18 protein-coding genes are annotated in these 19,705 nt (G+C 55.8%); 7 read left to right on the forward strand and 11 right to left on the reverse strand.

Features of this window, described 5'->3' with window-relative positions:
* Positions 1-2: 2 nt before the first annotated feature.
* The gene (locus tag ACR0CZ_RS02505) at positions 3-1,253 is read right to left on the reverse strand and encodes an FAD-dependent oxidoreductase (RefSeq protein WP_170465573.1); all 1,251 of its coding nucleotides are present in this window, start codon (positions 1,251-1,253) and stop codon (positions 3-5) included.
* A gap of 273 nt (positions 1,254-1,526) precedes the next feature.
* On the opposite strand from ACR0CZ_RS02505, the gene ACR0CZ_RS02510 reads away from it, so the two are divergent.
* Complete coding sequence (locus ACR0CZ_RS02510; protein ID WP_255612253.1) at positions 1,527-2,330, forward strand: phytanoyl-CoA dioxygenase family protein; 804 nt, start codon at positions 1,527-1,529, stop codon at positions 2,328-2,330.
* A gap of 34 nt (positions 2,331-2,364) precedes the next feature.
* Here the strand turns inward: ACR0CZ_RS02510 and ACR0CZ_RS02515 are convergent, their stop codons facing one another.
* Together ACR0CZ_RS02515 and ACR0CZ_RS02520 are read right to left on the reverse strand one after the other, a co-directional pair.
* Positions 2,365-3,414: an aromatic ring-hydroxylating oxygenase subunit alpha gene (locus ACR0CZ_RS02515; protein ID WP_170393853.1), complete on the reverse strand. Its 1,050-nt coding sequence runs from the start codon at positions 3,412-3,414 to the stop codon at positions 2,365-2,367.
* Positions 3,415-3,510: 96 nt separating this feature from the next.
* Entirely contained in the window at positions 3,511-4,440 is a 930-nt protein-coding gene (locus tag ACR0CZ_RS02520) for a LysR substrate-binding domain-containing protein (protein WP_170407021.1), read from the reverse strand.
* 95 nt (positions 4,441-4,535) lie between these two features.
* Here ACR0CZ_RS02520 and ACR0CZ_RS02525 point away from each other — a divergent pair, with 95 nt between their 5' ends.
* The 3 genes from ACR0CZ_RS02525 to ACR0CZ_RS02535 all read left to right on the forward strand — a co-directional run bounded on the left by ACR0CZ_RS02525 (position 4,536) and on the right by ACR0CZ_RS02535 (position 7,041).
* Positions 4,536-5,621, forward strand: a complete 1,086-nt coding sequence (locus ACR0CZ_RS02525; RefSeq protein WP_480544570.1) for a hypothetical protein — start codon at positions 4,536-4,538, stop codon at positions 5,619-5,621.
* 154 nt (positions 5,622-5,775) lie between these two features.
* On the forward strand, positions 5,776-6,720 hold the full coding sequence (locus tag ACR0CZ_RS02530) for a fatty acid desaturase family protein (RefSeq protein WP_170465571.1): 945 nt from the start codon (positions 5,776-5,778) through the stop codon (positions 6,718-6,720).
* A gap of 3 nt (positions 6,721-6,723) precedes the next feature.
* Entirely contained in the window at positions 6,724-7,041 is a 318-nt protein-coding gene (locus ACR0CZ_RS02535) for a non-heme iron oxygenase ferredoxin subunit (protein ID WP_170393847.1), read from the forward strand.
* Positions 7,042-7,048: 7 nt separating this feature from the next.
* Here ACR0CZ_RS02535 and ACR0CZ_RS02540 read toward each other — a convergent pair whose 3' ends face one another.
* From ACR0CZ_RS02540 to ACR0CZ_RS02555, 4 genes are read right to left on the reverse strand one after another with little or no spacing between them, the layout of a single operon-like run.
* Positions 7,049-7,930: an amino acid ABC transporter permease gene (locus ACR0CZ_RS02540; protein ID WP_170393845.1), complete on the reverse strand. Its 882-nt coding sequence runs from the start codon at positions 7,928-7,930 to the stop codon at positions 7,049-7,051.
* A 53-nt stretch (positions 7,931-7,983) separates the two neighbouring features.
* Positions 7,984-8,817 carry a transporter substrate-binding domain-containing protein gene (locus ACR0CZ_RS02545; RefSeq protein ID WP_170393843.1) on the reverse strand — a complete coding sequence of 278 codons (834 nt, stop codon included), beginning with the start codon at positions 8,815-8,817 and terminating at the stop codon, positions 7,984-7,986.
* 36 nt (positions 8,818-8,853) lie between these two features.
* Complete coding sequence (locus ACR0CZ_RS02550; RefSeq protein WP_170393841.1) at positions 8,854-9,696, reverse strand: amino acid ABC transporter permease; 843 nt, start codon at positions 9,694-9,696, stop codon at positions 8,854-8,856.
* Position 9,697: 1 nt separating this feature from the next.
* Positions 9,698-10,444, reverse strand: coding sequence for an amino acid ABC transporter ATP-binding protein (locus ACR0CZ_RS02555; RefSeq protein ID WP_480459463.1), 747 nt, complete (start codon positions 10,442-10,444; stop codon positions 9,698-9,700).
* Positions 10,445-10,713: 269 nt separating this feature from the next.
* Between ACR0CZ_RS02555 and ACR0CZ_RS02560 the strand changes: the two genes are divergently transcribed.
* Genes ACR0CZ_RS02560 through ACR0CZ_RS02570 form a run of 3 tightly spaced genes read left to right on the forward strand, consistent with a single transcriptional unit; the run spans position 10,714 to position 13,292 of the window.
* Positions 10,714-11,292, forward strand: a complete 579-nt coding sequence (locus tag ACR0CZ_RS02560; RefSeq protein WP_170393839.1) for a carboxymuconolactone decarboxylase family protein — start codon at positions 10,714-10,716, stop codon at positions 11,290-11,292.
* Positions 11,293-11,303: 11 nt separating this feature from the next.
* Entirely contained in the window at positions 11,304-11,891 is a 588-nt protein-coding gene (locus tag ACR0CZ_RS02565; protein ID WP_170393837.1) for a helix-turn-helix transcriptional regulator, read from the forward strand.
* 12 nt (positions 11,892-11,903) lie between these two features.
* Positions 11,904-13,292: an MATE family efflux transporter gene (locus ACR0CZ_RS02570; RefSeq protein ID WP_170393835.1), complete on the forward strand. Its 1,389-nt coding sequence runs from the start codon at positions 11,904-11,906 to the stop codon at positions 13,290-13,292.
* Here ACR0CZ_RS02570 and ACR0CZ_RS02575 read toward each other — a convergent pair.
* The 4 genes from ACR0CZ_RS02575 to ACR0CZ_RS02590 are packed head-to-tail and all read right to left on the reverse strand — an operon-like array spanning position 13,267 to position 19,586.
* On the reverse strand, positions 13,267-14,511 hold the full coding sequence (locus ACR0CZ_RS02575) for an NAD(P)/FAD-dependent oxidoreductase (RefSeq protein ID WP_480537094.1): 1,245 nt from the start codon (positions 14,509-14,511) through the stop codon (positions 13,267-13,269). The genes ACR0CZ_RS02570 and ACR0CZ_RS02575 overlap by 26 nt on opposite strands.
* A gap of 11 nt (positions 14,512-14,522) precedes the next feature.
* On the reverse strand, positions 14,523-15,536 hold the full coding sequence (locus ACR0CZ_RS02580) for an Ldh family oxidoreductase (RefSeq protein ID WP_170393829.1): 1,014 nt from the start codon (positions 15,534-15,536) through the stop codon (positions 14,523-14,525).
* 60 nt (positions 15,537-15,596) lie between these two features.
* Positions 15,597-17,117, reverse strand: coding sequence for a trimethylamine methyltransferase family protein (locus ACR0CZ_RS02585; RefSeq protein ID WP_170393827.1), 1,521 nt, complete (start codon positions 17,115-17,117; stop codon positions 15,597-15,599).
* A gap of 15 nt (positions 17,118-17,132) precedes the next feature.
* A complete protein-coding gene (locus ACR0CZ_RS02590) occupies positions 17,133-19,586 on the reverse strand; it encodes a GcvT family protein (RefSeq protein ID WP_170393825.1) in 2,454 nt (817 codons plus the stop codon).
* Positions 19,587-19,705 lie beyond the last annotated feature (119 nt).

The raw sequence follows: 19,705 nt of genomic DNA on the forward strand, positions 1-19,705 counted from the left end.
TCCTATCTCGCCGTTGTGGTGCCGGCTTCCATCACAAACTCTAGATGGCGGAAGCGGTCCAAAGTGAACGAGGCCATCAGCGGATGCGGCTCGCCTTTGGCGACCAGTTGCGCAAGCGTCAGTCCGCCCGCAGGAATGGCTTTGTATCCGCCCCACCAGCCAGCGGTCACGAACAGCCCCGGTACCTCAGTCTGATCCATGATGGGCGAGGCATCATGGGCAATATCAAGATGCCCACCCCATTGGCGCATTAGTTTGAGTTTCTTGAAGCTCGGGAAAAGCGACAGCATCGCGGTCACAGTGTCTTCGAACACATGTTGCTTGATGTCGCGACGAAAGCTTTGCCCCATATCAGGAGCGCCGCCGATCACCATCTCGCCCTTGTCAGACTGGCTGAAATAGAACCCACTGTCCGGGCAATTTACAATGACATCCACCAAGGGCTTCACTGGTTCGGACACAAAGGCCGTCAGGTTCATCGTGCGCAATGGCAGCTTGAGCCCCGCTGTCTCGGTCAACGTCGTGGTATGGCCCGATACGGCCACCACAACCTTTTTCGCCCGCACGGTGCCGCGATTGGTCTCGACACCTTCGATGCGCCCATCAGCGCCACGGATCAATGCTTGCACGGCGGTCTGTTGGTGCATCTCCACCCCCATCGCATCCGCCGCGCGGGCATAGCCCCAGGCCACCGCATCATGACGGTTTACACCTGCGTCCGTGTGGACCATTCCGCAGATGATCGGCAGGCGCGCATCTGGCCCACCGCCTGTCAGCGCAGGTATGCGTTTGCGCAATTCTTCTGCGGTGATTTGTTCATATGTCGAGCCATAGATGTCCATGACCAATTGCCGTCGCCGCAACTCTCGCAGTTTGGGCCAGGTCTGCACCACATCCACCATGGTGCGCTTGGAATGCATCATGTTGAAGTTCAACTCATGCGTCAGCCCTTCGTACATCTCGACGGATTTGACGTAGAACGGGATCGACTCGTCACGCATGTAATTTGACCGAATCGTAACCGTATTGCGCGCTATGTTTCCGCCACCCAACCAGCCCCGTTCCAGCACGGCGACGTCGGTTATGCCAAACTCTTTGGCCAGATAGTAAGCCGTGGCCAGCCCGTGACCCCCTGCCCCGATCACCACCACCTCGTACCGGTCTTTGAGCGGCGGGCTCCGCCAGGCTCGGGACCAGTTCTTATGACCAGAAATCGCGTTACGGGCGAGTGAAAATGCCGAATATTTTTGCATAGCAAGCACAATATTTATCAGAAAAAATATATCGTCAATAAATATATTTACCATTACGCAAAAACTGCTTGGGCAATCAAAGGTGGTGGGCTACCATGGCGCATGACCTTCAAAATTGAACAGTTTCATCGGAATCTTGCTGGCAAATGGTCGGCCCGATCCCGCTGGCCCTGCTTCATCATAAACTGCCGCAGTTCACCCTCTCTCTGACTCCATGCAGACCGTGGCGCTTTGCGCCTGAATTCAAACCCGACGGGAAATGAGGCGGATGCTATGGATGGAAGAACTATGATAAACACACCGGATACAGATACTGTTCAGCAAGCGTATGCGCGCGACGGCGTCGTTTTATTGAGAAACATCCTCACAGACGATTGGTTAAACAAGTTGCGTGATGCCGTGGACGAAGAGGTCAAAAAGGGTGACCGGTATTTTGCCTATAAAAATATGCGTGAAAAACCGGGTATCTTTCAGGACTATTGTCTGAACTCAGATATTGGAAAGCGCGTGGCCGAGGTGGCGGGCAGCCCCTGGACTTCGTTGATCTATGACCAAATTTTCGTGAAAGAACCTGGCACACGCACCCAGACCGGCTGGCATACAGATCAGCCCTATTGGCCTGTGGCCGGTCCCATCATGACAATGTGGATCGCACTTGATCCTGTCGACCCAGACAATGGAGCGCTGGAATTTGTCCGTGGCTCGCACGCTTGGGGCGCAAAATACCGGCCTTTCAAAACTGACCAGCTTGGCAAGTTTCTTCACTATCTGGAAGAGGATAACCCGGACTATATCGACATGCCCGATTTCGAGGCGGATCGCACTAAATATGACATATTCCACTATGAACAGATGGAACCTGGCGATGCCCTGGCCTTCGATGGAATGACTGTGCATTCGGCGATGGGCAACCGAACCTCGACCCGTCGCAGGCGTGGATATGCGGTACGTTTTGCCGTTGAAGGTGCCACCTATGAACCGCGCGATAGCGTTACTGAATGGCTGCATGATGACGACCTGAAACCGGGTGCTCCCTTTGCCGGTGGGCGCTTCCCTGTCATCTATAGCAACACCTAAGATAAGGGGCCGGGAACTGGCCCATGTTCAGGTTTCAGGCTTGCCGAATTGCACCCTCTGGCACAGCGGCCTCGGCCTCGATCGCTCGGTCGAGCACGCGTCGGTATGTTTTTGCCCCGGCATCCAAACCCAGATCAATATGCGGTGTCTGAGCGTTTTTCATGCCCTTGTGCACTTTTTCCAGCACATCTTTGTCTTCAAGAAACGCCATCCGCGCACCATCATTCATGAATTTCGAAACTTCGGCATTTTCCGGATCAGAGTTGCGATGCTGGAACCAGAAATACCTGGTCTGATCCTCGTTGATTGGCGTCATGAAGTTGTAAGAGATGTTGATGAATGTCTCATCGACAGGATCTTTGTCATATCCACCCGTGCCAACCGGGGTATAGATGGACTTATTCAGCCCGATTGCGGGCATGCACATTTCGTAATGCTGCAAGCGGTCGCAATCGCCGTCGAACGAGACCAGTTTGGCATAGTAAGGCGATGGTGGTTTGTTTTCGATCCAGCGCGAGACAATCACGCCGCGATCTGTCTTTTTGACGTCCAGAGGCTCTTCATCCGTTCCCGCGCCGGCGAATGACGAGACATGTACCCAGGCCACGTGGCTGGGATCAAGCAGGTTGTCGCAAACCCAAAGATAATGGCAATCGATATCCATCACCCCGCCATCGGTCAGGCCCCAGCTCGTGTCATCAAAGTTTTCGATTGGGAAAATCAGGTCCGGATCAGCCAGTTCAGGATCGCCCATCCAGATCCAGAGCAGGCGATAGCGGTCGACAACTGGATAAGACTTCACCACCGCGCGCCGAGGCGTCATCCCCCGCTGCGTTGGGCTGTCCGTACATTTGCCCGAACAATCGAATGTCAGCCCGTGGTAGCCGCATTCGACCAGATCCCCTTTCAGATTGCCATCGGATAGCGGGAGCTTGCGATGCGGGCAGGCATTCTCAAGCGCAACGGGCGTCCCATCCTGCTGACGATAGAGCACAATGTTCTCACCCAGATATGTCTCAGCCTTCAGTTCACGCCCGATATCCTTGCTCCAGGCGGCAACATACCAGCAATTTCTGAGGTACATGGTTTGCTCTCCAATTTGATCAGTTGGCTTAGCGCCATTATGGCAGCGTCAGTGCAATACACCATTCTGGATTTGTAATGATACATATAAGGCAAGCTAATTCGGCAGCATTACCGACGGGGGCAGATCGGGCTGCGAAGCAACTTCGGCCTTGATCCAGTTCAGGAACTCGCTGACTTTTTGGCTGTCTTTGCTATCAGGGCGCCGGACGAGCCAATAGGAAAGTGGCGATTGGGTCAGTTGCTGAAACGGTCGCACCAGACGGCCATCGCACAACGCATCAATAACCAGCGGTTCGCGCCCAAGCGCCACCCCCAGCCCCTCAATCGCTGCCTGTATGACCATGTTTGATTGGCCCAATCGGCGCGTGCGCACTCCAGACGGCAATGTCAGATTGGTTTGCCGCGCCCAGAACTCCCATGTTGGGCTGGACGTACCATGGTGCAGATTTTCATCTACCAGCAGTGTGTGCTGTGACAAATCTTCAATGCGCTTCAGTTCAGGCAACAGCGCGGGCGCGCAAACGGGAAACAGCCTTTCCCGCATAAGCAAATCCACTTCAAACCCGGGATATTCACCAAGACCATATCGAATGCCGATATCGGAATCTGCGCCGGAAAACGGATAGTATCCCGTATCCGTCGCGATCGAAATAGACAGGTCCGGGTGGGCCAAATCAAAGTGCAGAAGTCTTGGAAACAGCCAGTTGAATGCAAACCCCGGCAAACATGAAATCACGATGGTCCGGTCCGCACGCGTTCGATCGCGAAGTTGCGCACACACATCTGAAATGCGCCCTAACCCATCCGAGATTGCCTGCGCCAATTGCTCACCTTCGCGGGTAGGTCGCGATTGCCGCGCACCGCGCACCAGCAAATCCCGCCCAAGCCATTCTTCGAGCGATCTGACGTGCTGGCTGACGGCACTTTGGCTGACCCCCAGTTCCTCGGCGGCGGGTGAAAAGCCGGAATGGCGTACAACTGCCTCAAAGGCTCGCAGCGCGGAGTATGGCAGATTCAAGATCATATTAGTCATCCTAATGTCAGCCATTATCACTTTCAAATGGATTGCCGGCGGCCCTAGGCCGTAAGTTGATAATGTCAAGTAATCAGGAGATGTCGATGTCCGACATGACGCCAGAGCGGGGCGCTTACAATCTGCTGGTCAATTGCGCCCGCGCGGCGGCGGGTGAAAGGCTGCTGATTGCCTATGAACCTGCAGAGTTTGGATATTTCGACGCCGACAGCGTGAATGTTGTCAGTCAGGCGGCCCGTCAACTTGGGCTGGGGGTCGACACGATTGATGTGGGCTTCAATCCGGACAATCCGCAATTATCGCCCGATCTGCTTGCCCGGTTCGAAGCGGCAGACATCATTCTATTTCTGGCCCGTCTTGGGGATCAGTTGCGGTTCTCGGACATGCCGCAGGGTAAGAAAGTCATCGTTAGCTTCGCTTTAACCAAAGAAATGCTGGGATCTGGTTTCTCCAACGGCCACCACGATGCGTTCATGGAGCTTAAGGCCGATATCAACGCGGTCTTGGACGCGGCCAGCGAGGTGCGGATCACTTGCCCTTTGGGCACTGATGTAAGCGGTCGGCCAGTGATGAACCTGCAAGCCTCGGGCGACACCTCGATCCTGCGCTTTCCGATGTCAGTCTTTACTCCGGTTCCTGCCCACAGTTTCTCGGGCCGTGTGGCGATCAGTTTTCTGACGGGAACGGGGTCGAAGTATTACGATGACTACACCATCGAATTCGACCGCCCCGTCTTTGCGATGATGGAGAATGGGCGGCTGCAGCGTTTTGACGGCGATCCCGCCAACGCCGCACGGGCCGAGGCGCATTATGACCGGGTAGCCAATCAGTTGGGAATTGATCGCAATTTCGTGCACTCTTGGCACGCAGGTATTCATCCGGGCTGTGGCTACCCCTGGGATATGCGCGAAAACTATGAACGCTGGGGCGGCTCCGCTTTCGGAAATCCACGCATCCTGCATTTCCACACCTGCGGGGCGTACGCGCCCGGAGAAATCAGCTGGAACGTTATTGATCCTTCCATCGAAATCGATGGCGTAACTTATTGGGACCGGGGTACATTCCATGCTGAACGGCTGCCTTGCGGTCAATCAATCCTGGATCGGCACCCCTGCGCGGCCGCCCTGTTCGCCCATCCCGATCCGGATATCGGTCTGCGTGCAGTTGGCTGATCAATAGCGGCTTGATCGAATCACAAGCTGTGGAAATACTCTTTGATAATAGGGTCTGTTCGAGTTGGCCCTATGGTGCGGAGCACTCCCGTCTCCGGTGCCGGAATATGCGCAGAGGGCAAGACCCCCGCTCCGGCAAAATCATGGAAATCACATGTCAAAAGCTATTGTTACGCCGCTGACTCAGGCTCTGGCCGAAGGAAAACTGACGCGCGAAGAACTCAAGGGATTCATGCAACGCTCGAACGCGCACGGGTTACGTCATCTTGCAATGTGGATTTTAGTGCTGGCCTGCACGACAACATTGATCACCCTAGCCTGGAACAGTTGGCTGATTTGGCCCGCGATGTTTCTGCAAGGGGTCGTCTTGGTGCATCATTTCTCGCTTCAGCATGAGTGTGTGCACTATACCGTGTTTCGCACCCGGTGGTTGAATGATCTGGTTGGTCAGATTTGCGGGCTGATCATCATTCTGCCCCATCGGTTCTTCCGATACGAACATTGTGATCATCACACATATACGCAATTGAACGGAGAGGATCCCGAACTGATCCCGCTGCCCAAATCCCTTGGCGAGTACTTTTTGTACCTGTCAGCCCTGCCTTATTGGCGCGGTAAGTTCACTGAGCTGTTCCGACATGCCTTTGGGAAGCTCAGCAAGGCCGAGTTGAGTTTCATTCCCAAAGAGGAGCATCAGTCGGTCTATTGGGACGCGCGCCGCATGCTGGCCATTTACGCTTTGATCTTTCTGGCTATGGCCTCCACCGGATGGTGGGGATTGATCTGGTATTGGATCATACCCCTGTTTCTGGGTGAGCCGGTGATGCGATTCATACGAATGACCGAGCATGTCGGACGTCCCACCGTGGCGCAGATGTCAGAAAACACGCGCACCAATCTGGTGTCAAAGCCGATGTCATTTTTATGCTGGAATATGAACTATCATGCTGAACATCACTATGTCGCCTCAGTTCCCTTTCACGCTCTGCCCCGTCTGCATGAGAAGTTAAAGGATCATATCTTCGTCGAGAAAGGTGGATATCTGGCTGCGCATCGCGACATTCTGCGGCAGATCGTGCAACGCAAAGCCGAGGCCTGAGCGATGGCAGCAGACAAACCTTGGCGCGATGTGATCGAGGCATCGAAGCTGGAAGAAAACTGGGTCACGCGGGTTCAGATCGGGCCGAGATTGATTGCAGTTTATGATACACCCAGCGGTGTCTATGCCTCGCTGGCATTGTGCAACCATGGTGGGGCTGATCTGTGTGACGGCTATTTTGATGGGCATGTTATCGAATGCCCATTGCACCAGGGCGCGTTCGATGTGCGTGATGGCAAGCCCGTTTCAGCGCCTGCGACCCGAGCAATGCGGGTCTTTGAGACACGGATTCAGGATGGAATGGTTCAGGTCCGAATGTGACCTGAACCTAGCGCTTGTCAGATCGTTTCTCTAGCCGCGCAAAGATGCGGCTGAGGCCGAAGCAGACGACAAAATAGAATGCAGCCGTTGTGATCCATGCCTCAAAAATCATCCGGGACGAAGCGACCAACTCGACGGTCTTGTAGGTCAGTTCCTGAACCGAGATCAGCGACAAGATCGAGCTGTCCTTGATTAGTGAGATGAACTGGTTGGCCAGCGGCGGGACGACCTTTTTCATCGCCTGCGGCAGCACGATATAGCGCAATTCCTGTATGCGGCTCATACCGATCGAGCGTGCAGCTTCGCGCTGACCTTTCGGGATCGACTGGATACCTGCTCGGACAATTTCGCCGACAAATGCGCTTTCAAACAGCGCCAGAACGATGACACCTGAGACAAGCGACGGAAAGCGCCGCATCTCACCAAAGAAAAATGTCCAGATCTGGTTGTCTTCCTGCCGCGCAATTCCACGCGCCCAGCGTTCAAGGTTTAGTGCGTCGATCAGTTGCTGCGAAAGGAAGAAAAAGAAAATAAAGACAACAACAACCGGTGGCACATTACGCAGAAATTCAAGATAAGTGCGTGCCAGCATGCGTATGGTCAGGTTGGCAGAACAGCGCGCGATCCCCAGAATTGTACCCAGAATGAGCGCCAATATGCCGGAATAGATGCTGATACGAACCGTCGCCACCAAGCCTTGCAGCAATAGATTGGCAAAATACTCTTCTCGCCCAGTATGCCAGCCGACGATGTAGCTGGGGATCAATTCCCACCGCCACTTATAGTTCAGCGTACCTTCGATCGACAGCCAGATATATCCGAAGAAGGCGATCAATACCGCCACGATCAGATAATCTGGCCATCTGAGTTTTCTAAGAAATTCAGGCACCTGGGCGCTCCGCTTCAGGCCCGAGGGCGGCTGATCCGCCCCCGGCTAATTGGTTACTGGGCAACCTGGTCTGCCCACTCTTCAGTTGCGAACCAATAGTTGTGACGCTCTTCCAACCAACCCGACCGCCAGTTCTGAGCGATCCAATTGTTGAAAAAATTCATGGCGTCCGGATCGCCCTTGCGTACTCCGAACGCTTCGCCACGCGGATCATAGAGGTTATCGAACGGAACGGTCAGAGTTTCCGGATGACGACCGGCCTCGCGGTTCGGTGTGGGTTGGGCCGCCATTGAGGCATGCGCGTTTCCGTTCAGCACTTCTTGCGTTGATGCACCGTCTTCATCAAACAACAGCAGCGTCGCGTTGGGGAAGTTTTCCGCGATCACCGTAGCTGGTGTCGCACCGCGACGAGCGGCAAAGGTGACCTCAGGTTTATTGAAATCTTCCAAAGACATACCATCGGTCAACTGTTTGTTAGCCATAATAGCCAGGCCCGAATACGCATAAGGATCGGTGAAGTTGATCGTCAAGTTTCGCTGCGCAGTCACCGACATGCCCGAGATGATCACGTCGAAATTGCCGGATACGAGCGCCGGGATGATGCCATCCCAGGCGGTCGGTACAAACTCGACCTCTACACCCATGTCCTCGGCCAGCTTGCGACCGACATCCAGTTCGAACCCGATCAGATCACCATTCTTGTCGCGCATCGACCACGGCACGAACAGCGACAGACCAATCCGGATCACTCCATCCTGTTTGATCGTTTCAATCACACTTTCGCGGGACAGTTCCTGAGTCGCACTTTGCGCCCAGCCTGAGGTCGCCATGCCTGTTGCCACGACCGCGCCCAGGGCCGCCCCGAGCATTCTGCGAGATAGCTTCATCTTGGTTCTCCTTGTTGTCCGGTTAAGTTCTTGTGGTTATTGGTCGACGGCATATTTCTTCTCCAGATAGCTAACGCCAATCGACAGGATCAGGGTCACCACCAGATAGACCAGCGCGATAGTGAACCAGATTTCAAAACTCATATACGTGTCGGATATAATGTTGCGCCCGAAGGTGGTGAGTTCGGCCACGGCAATGACGCTGACAATAGCCGAGGATTTGATCAGGTGGACGACCTCGCCCGTCATGGGCGGTAGCATAAAGCGAACAGATTGCGGCAGAATTATATATCTGTAGGTCTGATAGGGGGTCATACCGATAGACTTGGCCGCCTCCCACTGACCAGATGGGATGGCGTTGATCCCCGCCCGTAGGATTTCTGAAATCAAGGCTGAATGAAACACCGCCAAAGTCAGGATGCTGGCGGTATATCGATCAAATCCAAAGATAGGACCCAGGACATAATAGAACAGGTAAAGCAGAACCAGCAGCGGGATATTGCGGATCAGTTCAAGGTAGGCAACCGCGACAGCAGTGCCAACTACCAAGCCGGACAAGCGCAGTAACGCCACTAGCAACCCGATAGCTGTGGCCAGCAGAAACGAGGTAACTGACAGCTTGATCGTGGCAACCAGTCCGATGGGGATTTCGCCCCACTCGAACCCAATCTCGGTGTTGCGGTACAGGAATTGGGGCACGCGATACCACTGCCAGTTATAGCCCATACCCTGCGCGCCAACATATGACCCGTAGGCGATCAACCCGACAATAACCGCATAGATCACGACGGACACTAACACCGAACCAAAGAACCGCTTGTATAGTGGTGGCTTCGGCAGCGCTTGCCCGCGTCCCTGTGATATGCCCAGATCGGTCACGTTAGTGTTCCAATATCTGGTTCAGGAATAGACGGCAGCGCTCGCTTGACGGGTTGGTGAAGAACTGATCGGGCGGCGAGATTTCAACGATCTGCCCCGACTCCATAAAGACCATCGTGTCGGCGACCTTGCGCGCAAACCCCATCTCATGCGTGACAACCACCATGGTCATGCCCGTATCGGCCAGTTCAACCATCACATCCAGCACCTCATTGATCATTTCGGGATCAAGCGCGGATGTCGGTTCATCAAACAGCATGATCCGTGTTTCCATGCATAAGGACCGCGCGATCGCGACGCGCTGTTGCTGCCCCCCCGACAATTGCGCCGGGTACTTGTCGGCCTGCTCGGGGATGTGAACGCGATCAAGATAGTTGCGCGCAGTTTCCTCGGCCTGCGCCTTGGATAGCTTGCGCACCTTCATCGGTCCGATCATCAGGTTTTCAAGCACAGTCAGGTGCGGAAACAGGTTGAACTGCTGGAAGACCATGCCGACTTCCTGTCGCAGTTCACGGATTTCCTTGGCACCCTCATAGACTTCGATCCCATCGATCACGAGACGCCCGGAATTATGCCACTCTAACCCGTTGAAACAGCGGATCAGCGTGGATTTTCCCGATCCGGACGGGCCGCAGATTACCACCTTCTCGCCCTGATGAACGGTCAGATCGATGTTCTTGAGCGCATGGAAAGTCCCATAGAACTTATCCAGATTGGTCACTTCGATCATGGGGGAGAGCTGTGTCATGCCGAACCTGTCAAGATGCGGATCAGCTGGCGTCGCTGATCTATGACGCTGTGGTGGTGCGATCGCAACATGAGGTCATGCACGCATGGGCACGAGGTCATTCGAGGGGATTCAGGCAGTGTGGAGAGATCTGGCAAAGCTTCAGAATCCTCAAATTCGTTGCGCGCTGTTCAATATGGTTGCTTAATGTGCAATATTCGTCAATAAAAAACTCAGCCGAACGGCACACGCCGCGAAAATAGAAACAGAAAACACGAGAGGAAACGTGAATGTCCGCCTGGATTCGGATGATATCTGACGAAGATGCCGACGAGCACCTGAGAGCGACTCTGGATCTGGCGCGCACACCACACGGGACAGTGGACAACGTGATGCGCGTGCATTCACTGCGTCCCAACACCATGAAAGGTCACGTCATTCTGTATCGCGCGTGCCTGCATGATGAAGCCAATTCCATACCCATGTGGTTTCAGGAAGTCATCAGCTCTTACGTATCGACGTTGAACACCTGCCCCTATTCTTATGCCAACCATTGGGCAAACGCCCGACATCTGATCGGTGACGACGCACGCGCCGACGCAATCGAGGCCGCGTTAAAGGCCCATCGTCCGCAGGACGCATTTGAAGGTGCGCAGTTGGCCGCGCTGATCTATGCGCAAAAGCTGACCCTGTCGCCGGGTGCAATGGAGGAATCCGAAGTTCGCGCATTGAAAGATGCCGGCTGGGAAGACGGAGAGATTCTCGAGATCAACCAGATCGTCGGATATTTCAATTATGCCAACCGATTGCTGAATGGTCTGGGTGTCACAACGGAAGGGGACGTGGTGGGCTACTACGCCGAGGATTGACGGATTGAATCATGCACGATGACACGCCGGGAAGACAGATTGATCGCGCTATTGGTGCCTCGCTCAGGGAGCTGCGCCAAAGCCGCAAGCAATCCGCCCGTCGGTTGGCAGAACAGTCTGGTATCTCGGCTGCAATGGTCAGCCGTATCGAAAACGGGTTGGTCTCTCCGTCAATCGATACGCTGGCTGCACTTGCCGAGGCGTTGGAAGTACCAATCGTATCGCTGTTTCGCGAAGCGCGGACAGATCACACCGACTATACGCTGGTTCGCCATGGCGAAGGGCTAAAGTCTACGCGACTGGCGGGCGGCCATTCGCACGAATACGTCAACCTTGCGCTGCATTCCCGGAAGGACCTGCGCTTTCAGGCCCGTCGTGTCACGTTGTTGCGCGACGAGGGGCAGCCGCCCACTTATGTCGGCCATGGCGTCGTGTTTGTGCAGGTTCTCGAAGGGCAGGCCATCTATCGCTACGGCGAGGCCCGATTTACTCTTTCAGCAGGAGACAGCATCAGCGTCGATGCAGAGCTGAATCACGGCTTCGAAGAGGTACTGACCCCCGAGTTCGTCTTCCTGACCGTTCAGGCCGAACGTCCGTAGTGGCCAGTTGATATGGCCATCCCAACTGAAATTGATCTGACGCGCGGGCCAATCTCGACCCATTTCCGAACCCTGGCGATCCCGGGCGCAATCGGGATGTTGTTCAACACTCTCTACAACGTTGTCGACATGTTCTTCGCCGGCCTTCTCTCGACCAGCGCGCAGGCTGGATTGGCATTAGGGTTTCAGGCTTTTTTCATTGCCATTTCGGTCGGGGTCGGGTTGGGTGCCGCGATGAGCGCGCTGGTCGGCAACGCGTTAGGCGCTGGAGACACTCGCGCAGCGCGGCGTTTTGCAGCACAGGGAATGATCTATGGTTTCATTGCAGCCTGTGTCCTGGCGGCGGCGGGTCTCTGGTACGGCCCTGCGCTGATAAATCTGGTTTCGGAACCGGGACCTTATCGCGATGCAGGTTTACGTTATTTCCACTGGCTCCTATTGGCCTTGCCCGGATTTCTACTGGCCTTCGGTTGCAATGGCATTCTTCAGGCACATGGTGACGCGGTATCGATGCAACGCGCCCTCATGGTGGCGTTTTTTGCCAATATCGGTCTGAACCCCCTATTGATCTACGGCATTCCGGGCATGATCCAGGGCATCGGATTTGATGGCCTCGCTGTATCGACGGTGATCAGCCAGACCGGTGTGATGGTGTTTCTGATCCGTCAGGTCCTCAGACGCCGCAGGATGAGGCGCATGCGCCCCCGAAACTTCATTCCGCGCCTACAGAAGTTCAAGGAGATCTCGGTTCAGGTACTTCCCACAGCGACATCTTTCTTCGTGATGCTGCTGTCAGGTTTCGTCATGCAGTTCGCCCTGAAAATCTTTGGAGAGCACGCAATCGCTGGCTTTGGCATTGCCATTCGGCTTGAGCAGATTTTGCTTTTGCCGGTGCTGGGGGTCACGGGGGCACTGCTACCCATCGCGTCCCAGAATTTCGGTGCCCGCGACTATGAAAGGGTACGCGAGGCACTGTTTTATTGCTGGAAAGTCGGGTTCATCATGACCGCCATCGCAGCCCCCATATTGTGGATTTTTGGCCGCCTTATGATGGGCTTTTTCACCGACGATCCCGAAGTGATCCGCGTCGGACTTAGCTATCTACGTGTCGATAGTCTGATCCTCCCGGTCTACATGATGCTTTTTTCCATCAACTCGCTATTGCAAGCCTTGAAGCGACCGATCTGGACCGTGTGGATCAGCCTATATCGTCAAGGATTTGGCGTCGCCTTTTTTGTCTGGATTTTCGTCGGCCTGCTCGGTTTTAACGAAATTGGTGTCTGGTTCGGCACCGCAGGTGCCGTGGTGACTGGCTGGATGATCGCATTGCTGATGACGTCCCATGTGGCTCAAAAAGAGCTGGGCGGGCTTTGGCTCAGGACGAGAACCGATCTGGGCTGAAGGCTTCTATATCGATGTCCGGTGATCTGCCAGCAATTACATCTGCGATTATCCGCGCCGTCGTCGCGCCTAGTGTCAGGCCAAGCTGTCCGTGACCCGTCGCAAAGGCGACGTTAGCCAGTCGCCTGCTGCGGCCAATGATCGGACGTGTGTCAGGTGTAAACGGGCGGCGACCCATCCGGCGTTCCGCACTATCGGTCTTCAAACCCGGTAATACGCGGCATGCACGCCTGACCAGCACATCGGCTCGGTTCCAATTCGGCTGCGCGTTCAGGTCGGCAAATTCTGCGGTACCAGCCACTGCCAGCGCCTGCTGATACGGTGTAATGCCAAACCCACCTTTGGCATAAAACACCGTGTGGCGGAGCTCGACCCCGCTATCTTTCAACGCAGTCGAATATCCGATCACCCCTTCCATCCTCAATTGAACACCCAGCGTCTTGGCCAAGATTCTAGACGGCGTTCCCGCAGCGATGACGAAATCATCTGCGCTGATCGATCGCCCATCGCTCAGCTTCACGCTTTTCACATGTTGTCCGTCCTGCGTAAAACCGATTGCTCTTCCTGCCACGACTGCCCCACCGCAGCTGCTAAAACTCTGCGTCAGCGTTTCAACCAATACCTTAGGGTCCGTTACAAAACTCCAGTCTCTAAGCAAAGCTGCATGTTTGAAATCAGATGCTATTGCAGGATCGATTTCATGCGCTTCCTGACCTGTAACTTGATCAATTGTGCAACCCAGCTCACGCGCTAGTTCAAAAGCTGCGCGCATGGTCGCAAGGTCATTGTCGTCGTCAAACAACTTGATTACCGGCTGTTCGACCAAAAGCTCAGGATGGCCTACATCTAAAAGCTGAGCCTTGAAATCCGCTGTTGCAGCAAACGTAAGTCTTGCCAGATCGGAGGCGATTGCACGCATTTTCGAGCGACGCGCATTGGCGGTAAACCGTGCAAACCACGGCAGCAGCTTCACTGCTGAAGCCGGGCGCAGTGTCAACGGGGCCTCGGCATCCAGCAACCAGCCCGGCACTTTCATCAGCATCCCCGGCTGCGACAACGGCACGATCTCACCCACTGCGATACACCCGCAGGAAGCCCAACTCGCGCCCTCACCAACCGGACCCGGTTCTACGACGGTGACCTCGTGGCCCTGCGACTGCAATGTCAGCGCACAGGATATTCCGACGATGCCGCCGCCAATTACAACCACCCGTGCCATTACTGGGACCCCTACAGAAGTTCGCGAAGTTGCTTCATCAAGTCCGCCGTGACGCGAACACCATCCGCTTCGGCGGCAGCACGGTTCTTCAAGCGGCCATCTCCGGGAACGCGGGCATCCCCGTTACCTTCAATCTCAGCGCAGATGCGTTGGACATAGCCTTCAAATGCGGCATTCCCGAAACGCGCCGGATCAATCGCGATCAACGTTGAACCGCCCTTGATATTCAAGGCACCGTGCGCTTCGCGGTTGGCATTGTCCACGGACAATGTTCCACCGGCCAGTGCCGCGCCAAGAACTTCGATCAGGAAGGCGATCGCCGCGCCTTTGTGCTCGCCAAACGGCAACAGACTGCGGGTCTCCAAAATCGCGTTGGGATCGCTGGTTGGCTGACCGTTCGGGTCAAGCCCCGCAGGGCGTGGCAATTCGTGCCCTTCGGCCGCGGCCATCCGGATGTCCATCAGCGCAACCATTGACGAGGCCTGATCCCATACAACCGGCGCACGACCCGGTCGCGGGCAAGCAAAGGACATCGGATTGGTGCCAAAAACAGGGCGGATGCCGCCTTGCGGCACCACCATCGAGAGCGAGTTCACAACACCTAGCGCTACCAGCCCAGCGTCCGCCAGCGGACCTGTATCGAAACGTAGTGCCCCCAGATGGTGGCAATTGGCACAAGTAAACGCGGCAATACCATTCGCGCGCGCCATTTCAATAAGCTCGTTTCGAGCTTTGGCGGCCACGATCTGGTAATAGCCATTGTCACCATCTCCGCGCAGAACCCCCGGTGCGATCCGTTCGACACTCGGGTCGGCCTCGGGGTTGGCATATCCCGAAGAAAAGCTCTGCGCATAAACAGGTAACATCCTTAACCCATGGCTACGCGGGCCGTCGCGCTCGCTCATCCGCACAAGCCCGGCCAGAACCGTGCTGCCATGTTCATCCATGCCTGCTGCCACAAGGACAGATTTTGCCAATTCCTCTACTTCGTCGAGTGAGAGAGCGATCGTCGAGTTATCGGCCATGTGCCTAATCCTGTCGTTGGTTGAGGAAACGGGTACATAAGTGCCCGCTTGCAGATCTGTTTAGGCGCTGTATTCCACCCGCTTCTTAGCGACGAATTCATCCAACGCCCCGCGCTGATCGTCCGGCATTGGTGGCTGGACGTAGGTGTTCAGCATACGCTGCGCCTCTTCCGTGCCAACTGTTTCTGCGGTTTTCGCACCTTCTGCCTCCCACTGTTCAAAACTGTCATTGTTTTGCAAGTGGTTCATATGCATTGGGTTTTCGCGCGTGTGGTCAGTACCAAGGAAGTGCCCACCCGGTCCGATCTTGTCAATGTCGCCCAGCAACGTGTCCAGATTTTCTTCTTGCAGGCCGCTGAAGAAACGGTGGAAGTTCTCCAACTGCAACGCATCCTGCACCCATTTTGAGTAGCTGACCCCAAGCGCGCCTTCAAGGAAGCCTGCTGAGTGTACGATGTAGTTTGCGCCACCCAGCAGCACCGGCCACATGGTGTTTGCGGTGTCGAACGCAGCCTGCATATCCGGGGATTTCGATCCGGTCCACATGGTACAGGTCCGCCATGGCACACCATAAAACCGAGCCATCTGACCCACCAGAAGGTTCATCAGCCCTGGTTCGGGCGAACCCATCATCGGTGCACCTGTCTTCATCGAAACGCCCATGATTGCTACCCCCAGCACCATCGGGGCTCCGCGCCGGATGATCTGGCTGTAGGCCATACCGGCAAGCGATTCTGCAATCAGCAGCGCGACACCACCCTGCGGGCTTGCAGGTGTGCTCGCCCCGGCAAGAACAAAGGGCGACAGCAGGCAGGGCTGGTTGGCGGCGGCATAGACGCGCAGGCTCTGCAACATGGTCTCATCCCAGACCAACGGTGTGTTGCAGTTCAGCAGGGCTGCCATCACCACATTGTTGTCAACAAACTCCTCACCAAACACGATGCGAGTCATCTCTACCGAGTCCAACGCTGCCTGCTCGGATAGAACTGAACCCTTGATCGGTTTGTCGGTCAGCGTCAGTGCGGCATGGACCAGCTCCAGGTGGCGTTGCGGGACGGGTACGTCCTGCGGCTCGACCGGCAAAATACCCGGTACCATCATCGACTGACTCATCTGACTGAGTTTGAAGAAGTTATGCGCATCCTCCAGCATCGAAGGGCGGCGCACACCATCCAGGCCATAGACAAATGGCGCGCCATACGCATTGGCAAAGACCGAATGCCGATTGCCCACCCGCAGCGAGCGTTCCGGGTTGCGCGCGGCATAGCCCCATTCCGAGGGAACGGCCGAGATCAGGTCCATCAGCATCTCGCGCCCGATGCGCACTCGCTCACCCTGCACATCCGCACCGTACTTCTTCCAATCAGCTAAGGCCACCGGATCGCGGAACTCAATCCCTGTGGTTTCAAGTATAGTCATGGCCGCGTTGTGGATTTTCTCAACGCCTTCGGGACCAAGCAGATCAATCGGACCAACTTTGCGGTTCAGCGTCGACAAGTAGACAGGGGGCGGGTTGGTGCGAGCCTTGACCCGCGCGGCACGTCCACCGCCACGGCCCGAGCGTGCTTTGACTTCTGCCATCTCAAATCCTCCTGATCAGGCGCGCGCGCGGGCGCTGGTGGGATCAACGGCGCAGGTATCGATCACTTCTGCCTCGCGCATTTCATTGTGGATGAGCACCTGCATTTTGGTGCCGGGTGCCGTCATCTCGTATGGAACCAGCGCCATCGCAAGGTCGTGGTTGCAGTAATACGAGAACCCGCCCGAAGTGACGCGTCCGATCAGCTTGCCATCGGCATAGACGCCTTCGTCAAACATCACCGAGGTGTCGCAGAACGGCAGCTTCAGTGTGACCAGTGTGTTGTATCCACCCTGCTCCTGCTGCTTTTGCAGCGCGGCTTTGCCGACGAAATCACGTTCAGCCACCTGCCCGCCGATCTTCTCGGTCATTGCAACGAAACGGCCCAAATCGGCCTCATATGGGGTCAGGTCCTTGCAGATTTCGCGGTTGATTGCGCGATAGGATTTCTCAAGCCGCATCGACTCCAACGCTTCAAGCCCGAAAGGTTTCACACCCGATTTCAGCAGCAAATCAACGAGGTGGCGATTGTACCCGACCGGGTGGTGCAGTTCCCATCCCAACTCACCGGTGTAGGAGACGCGCAACAAGTGCACACCTTTGGCATAGCCCACCTCGCCCATCTGTGCCGACAGCCATGGGAATGCTTCGTTCGACAAATCATTATCGGTCAATGGTTGCAGGATGTCCCGTGCCTTGGGCCCAGCCAGTGCGATCACGCCCAGCTGTTCTGAGATATCCTCGATCACCACCGAGCCATCACCTGGCAGCACGCGCTGTAACTGATCCCAATTGTAGGCTCGCCAGTTCGGCGTCGATATCAGGTAGAAATCGTCGTCGGCATAGCGCACGATTGTGTACTCCGCATCCATGCCGCCCTTATCGTTCAACATCAGCGACAAGGTCATGCGGCCCACCTTGGGCAGCTTGTTGGCCATCAGGCTATCCAGCCATTTGGCTGCACCCGGTCCACGCACTGTGAACTTGGTCATCGGCGACATTTCGATGAAGCCAGCCTCTTCACGGGTGGTGCGCACCTCTTCCTGGACACGCTCCATATGGTTGGTGCGGCGGAAACTGTGTTCGGGGATCGCCTCTTCGGGCGATTTGGCAAACCAGCGAGGAAATTCGTAGCCGTTAAAGCTGGTCCAAACCGCGCCCTGAGCAGTCAAAAGATCATATGACCCCATGGTCTTCATCGGGCGCGCATCCGGGAAGTCCTCACCCGGAACATGCGCATCCATATGGGTGCCCCATGTCTCGCGCACCTTATCCATGGTCCAACGTTTTGAGGCGTAATCCGAGAATCGACGCGGGTCGAGCTCCGACATATCCATGCCCGGATCGCCATCGACGATCCATTTGGCCAAACGGTTACCAACGGTGCCGCCCCAGAGGATGCCACCTGGCATGCCTTCGGCCAGCCAAAGGTTCTCATGCCCCGGTGCGGGTCCGGCCAGAGGCAGCTCGTCCGGGGTCATCTGGAACGGGCCACGGGTGTTGGCCTTGATCCCAACCTCACCCAAGGTTGGCACCCGTTCGATGGCGCGTTCCCATTGGGTTTCCACGGCATCAAAATCCTCGGGCAACAGATCGGCTCCGAACTCGGGCGGGACACGATCCTCGGCGAATAGTTTGAGGTCTTTGGTGAATTCATACGGCCCGAACTGGATCCCGCCCACATCTTCGCGCAGATAAGCGCCGTAGTCCTCATCCCGCAGGATTGGGAATTCGGGCAAGCCTTGCGCCCGGCGCTCTTTCAACAGCGGCACCGTCTCGGTCGTCCAATACTGGTGAACGATCGGGATACATGGCAGGTCCAGCCCCACGCGGCGCGCATTTTCGCGGGCGTAGTTGCCGGTGGCAAAGATCAGATGCTCGCAGGTGATCTCACCCTGATTGGTGGTCACTTTCCAGTGGCCATTGTCCAGCTTCTCATAAGCCTGCGCTTCGGTGTTCTGGTATACCTTGGCGCCGGCATCCCGCGCGAGCCTGGCCAATGCCATGGTAATGTCGGCGGGATTCACATAGCCGTCTTCCGTGTGCAGAATACCACCCCGAATATCTGAACTTTGATTCAGCAAGGGATGAATCTCGGCAATCTCCTCTGGCGTCAGCAGCTTACAAGGCACGCCGGCGGCTTCGGCGATCGAGATATAGGACTGGAACTCATCCCAGCGCTTTTCGGTATTAGCCACCCGCAGCTGTCCTACCTTACGCAGTCCGACCGAACTGCCCATCTTCTCTTCCACCTCGGTGTAGATGCGGATGGTTTCCATCGTCATCTTCGACACGTTGTGCGACCGCACAAAGGTCACTAGCAAACCAGCCGCATGCCACGTCGAACCCGAGGTCAGTGTGGTGCGCTCCAGCATAACGGCATCGGAACACCCATGTTCGGTTAACCCGTACAGAATTGACGCACCGACGCACCCACCTCCGACAACCACGACTTTTGCATGTGACTGCATACTGCAACTCCTTCAACTTGTGCACGACCAACCGGGGGTCGCATTGCATGAGGAAAGATCGATATGAACGCCAAGGGTCTTGAGGACCTTTGATACATCCATTGATCATGTCTCAAACG

The sequence above is a fragment of the Ruegeria sp. H9 genome (assembly GCF_056532915.1).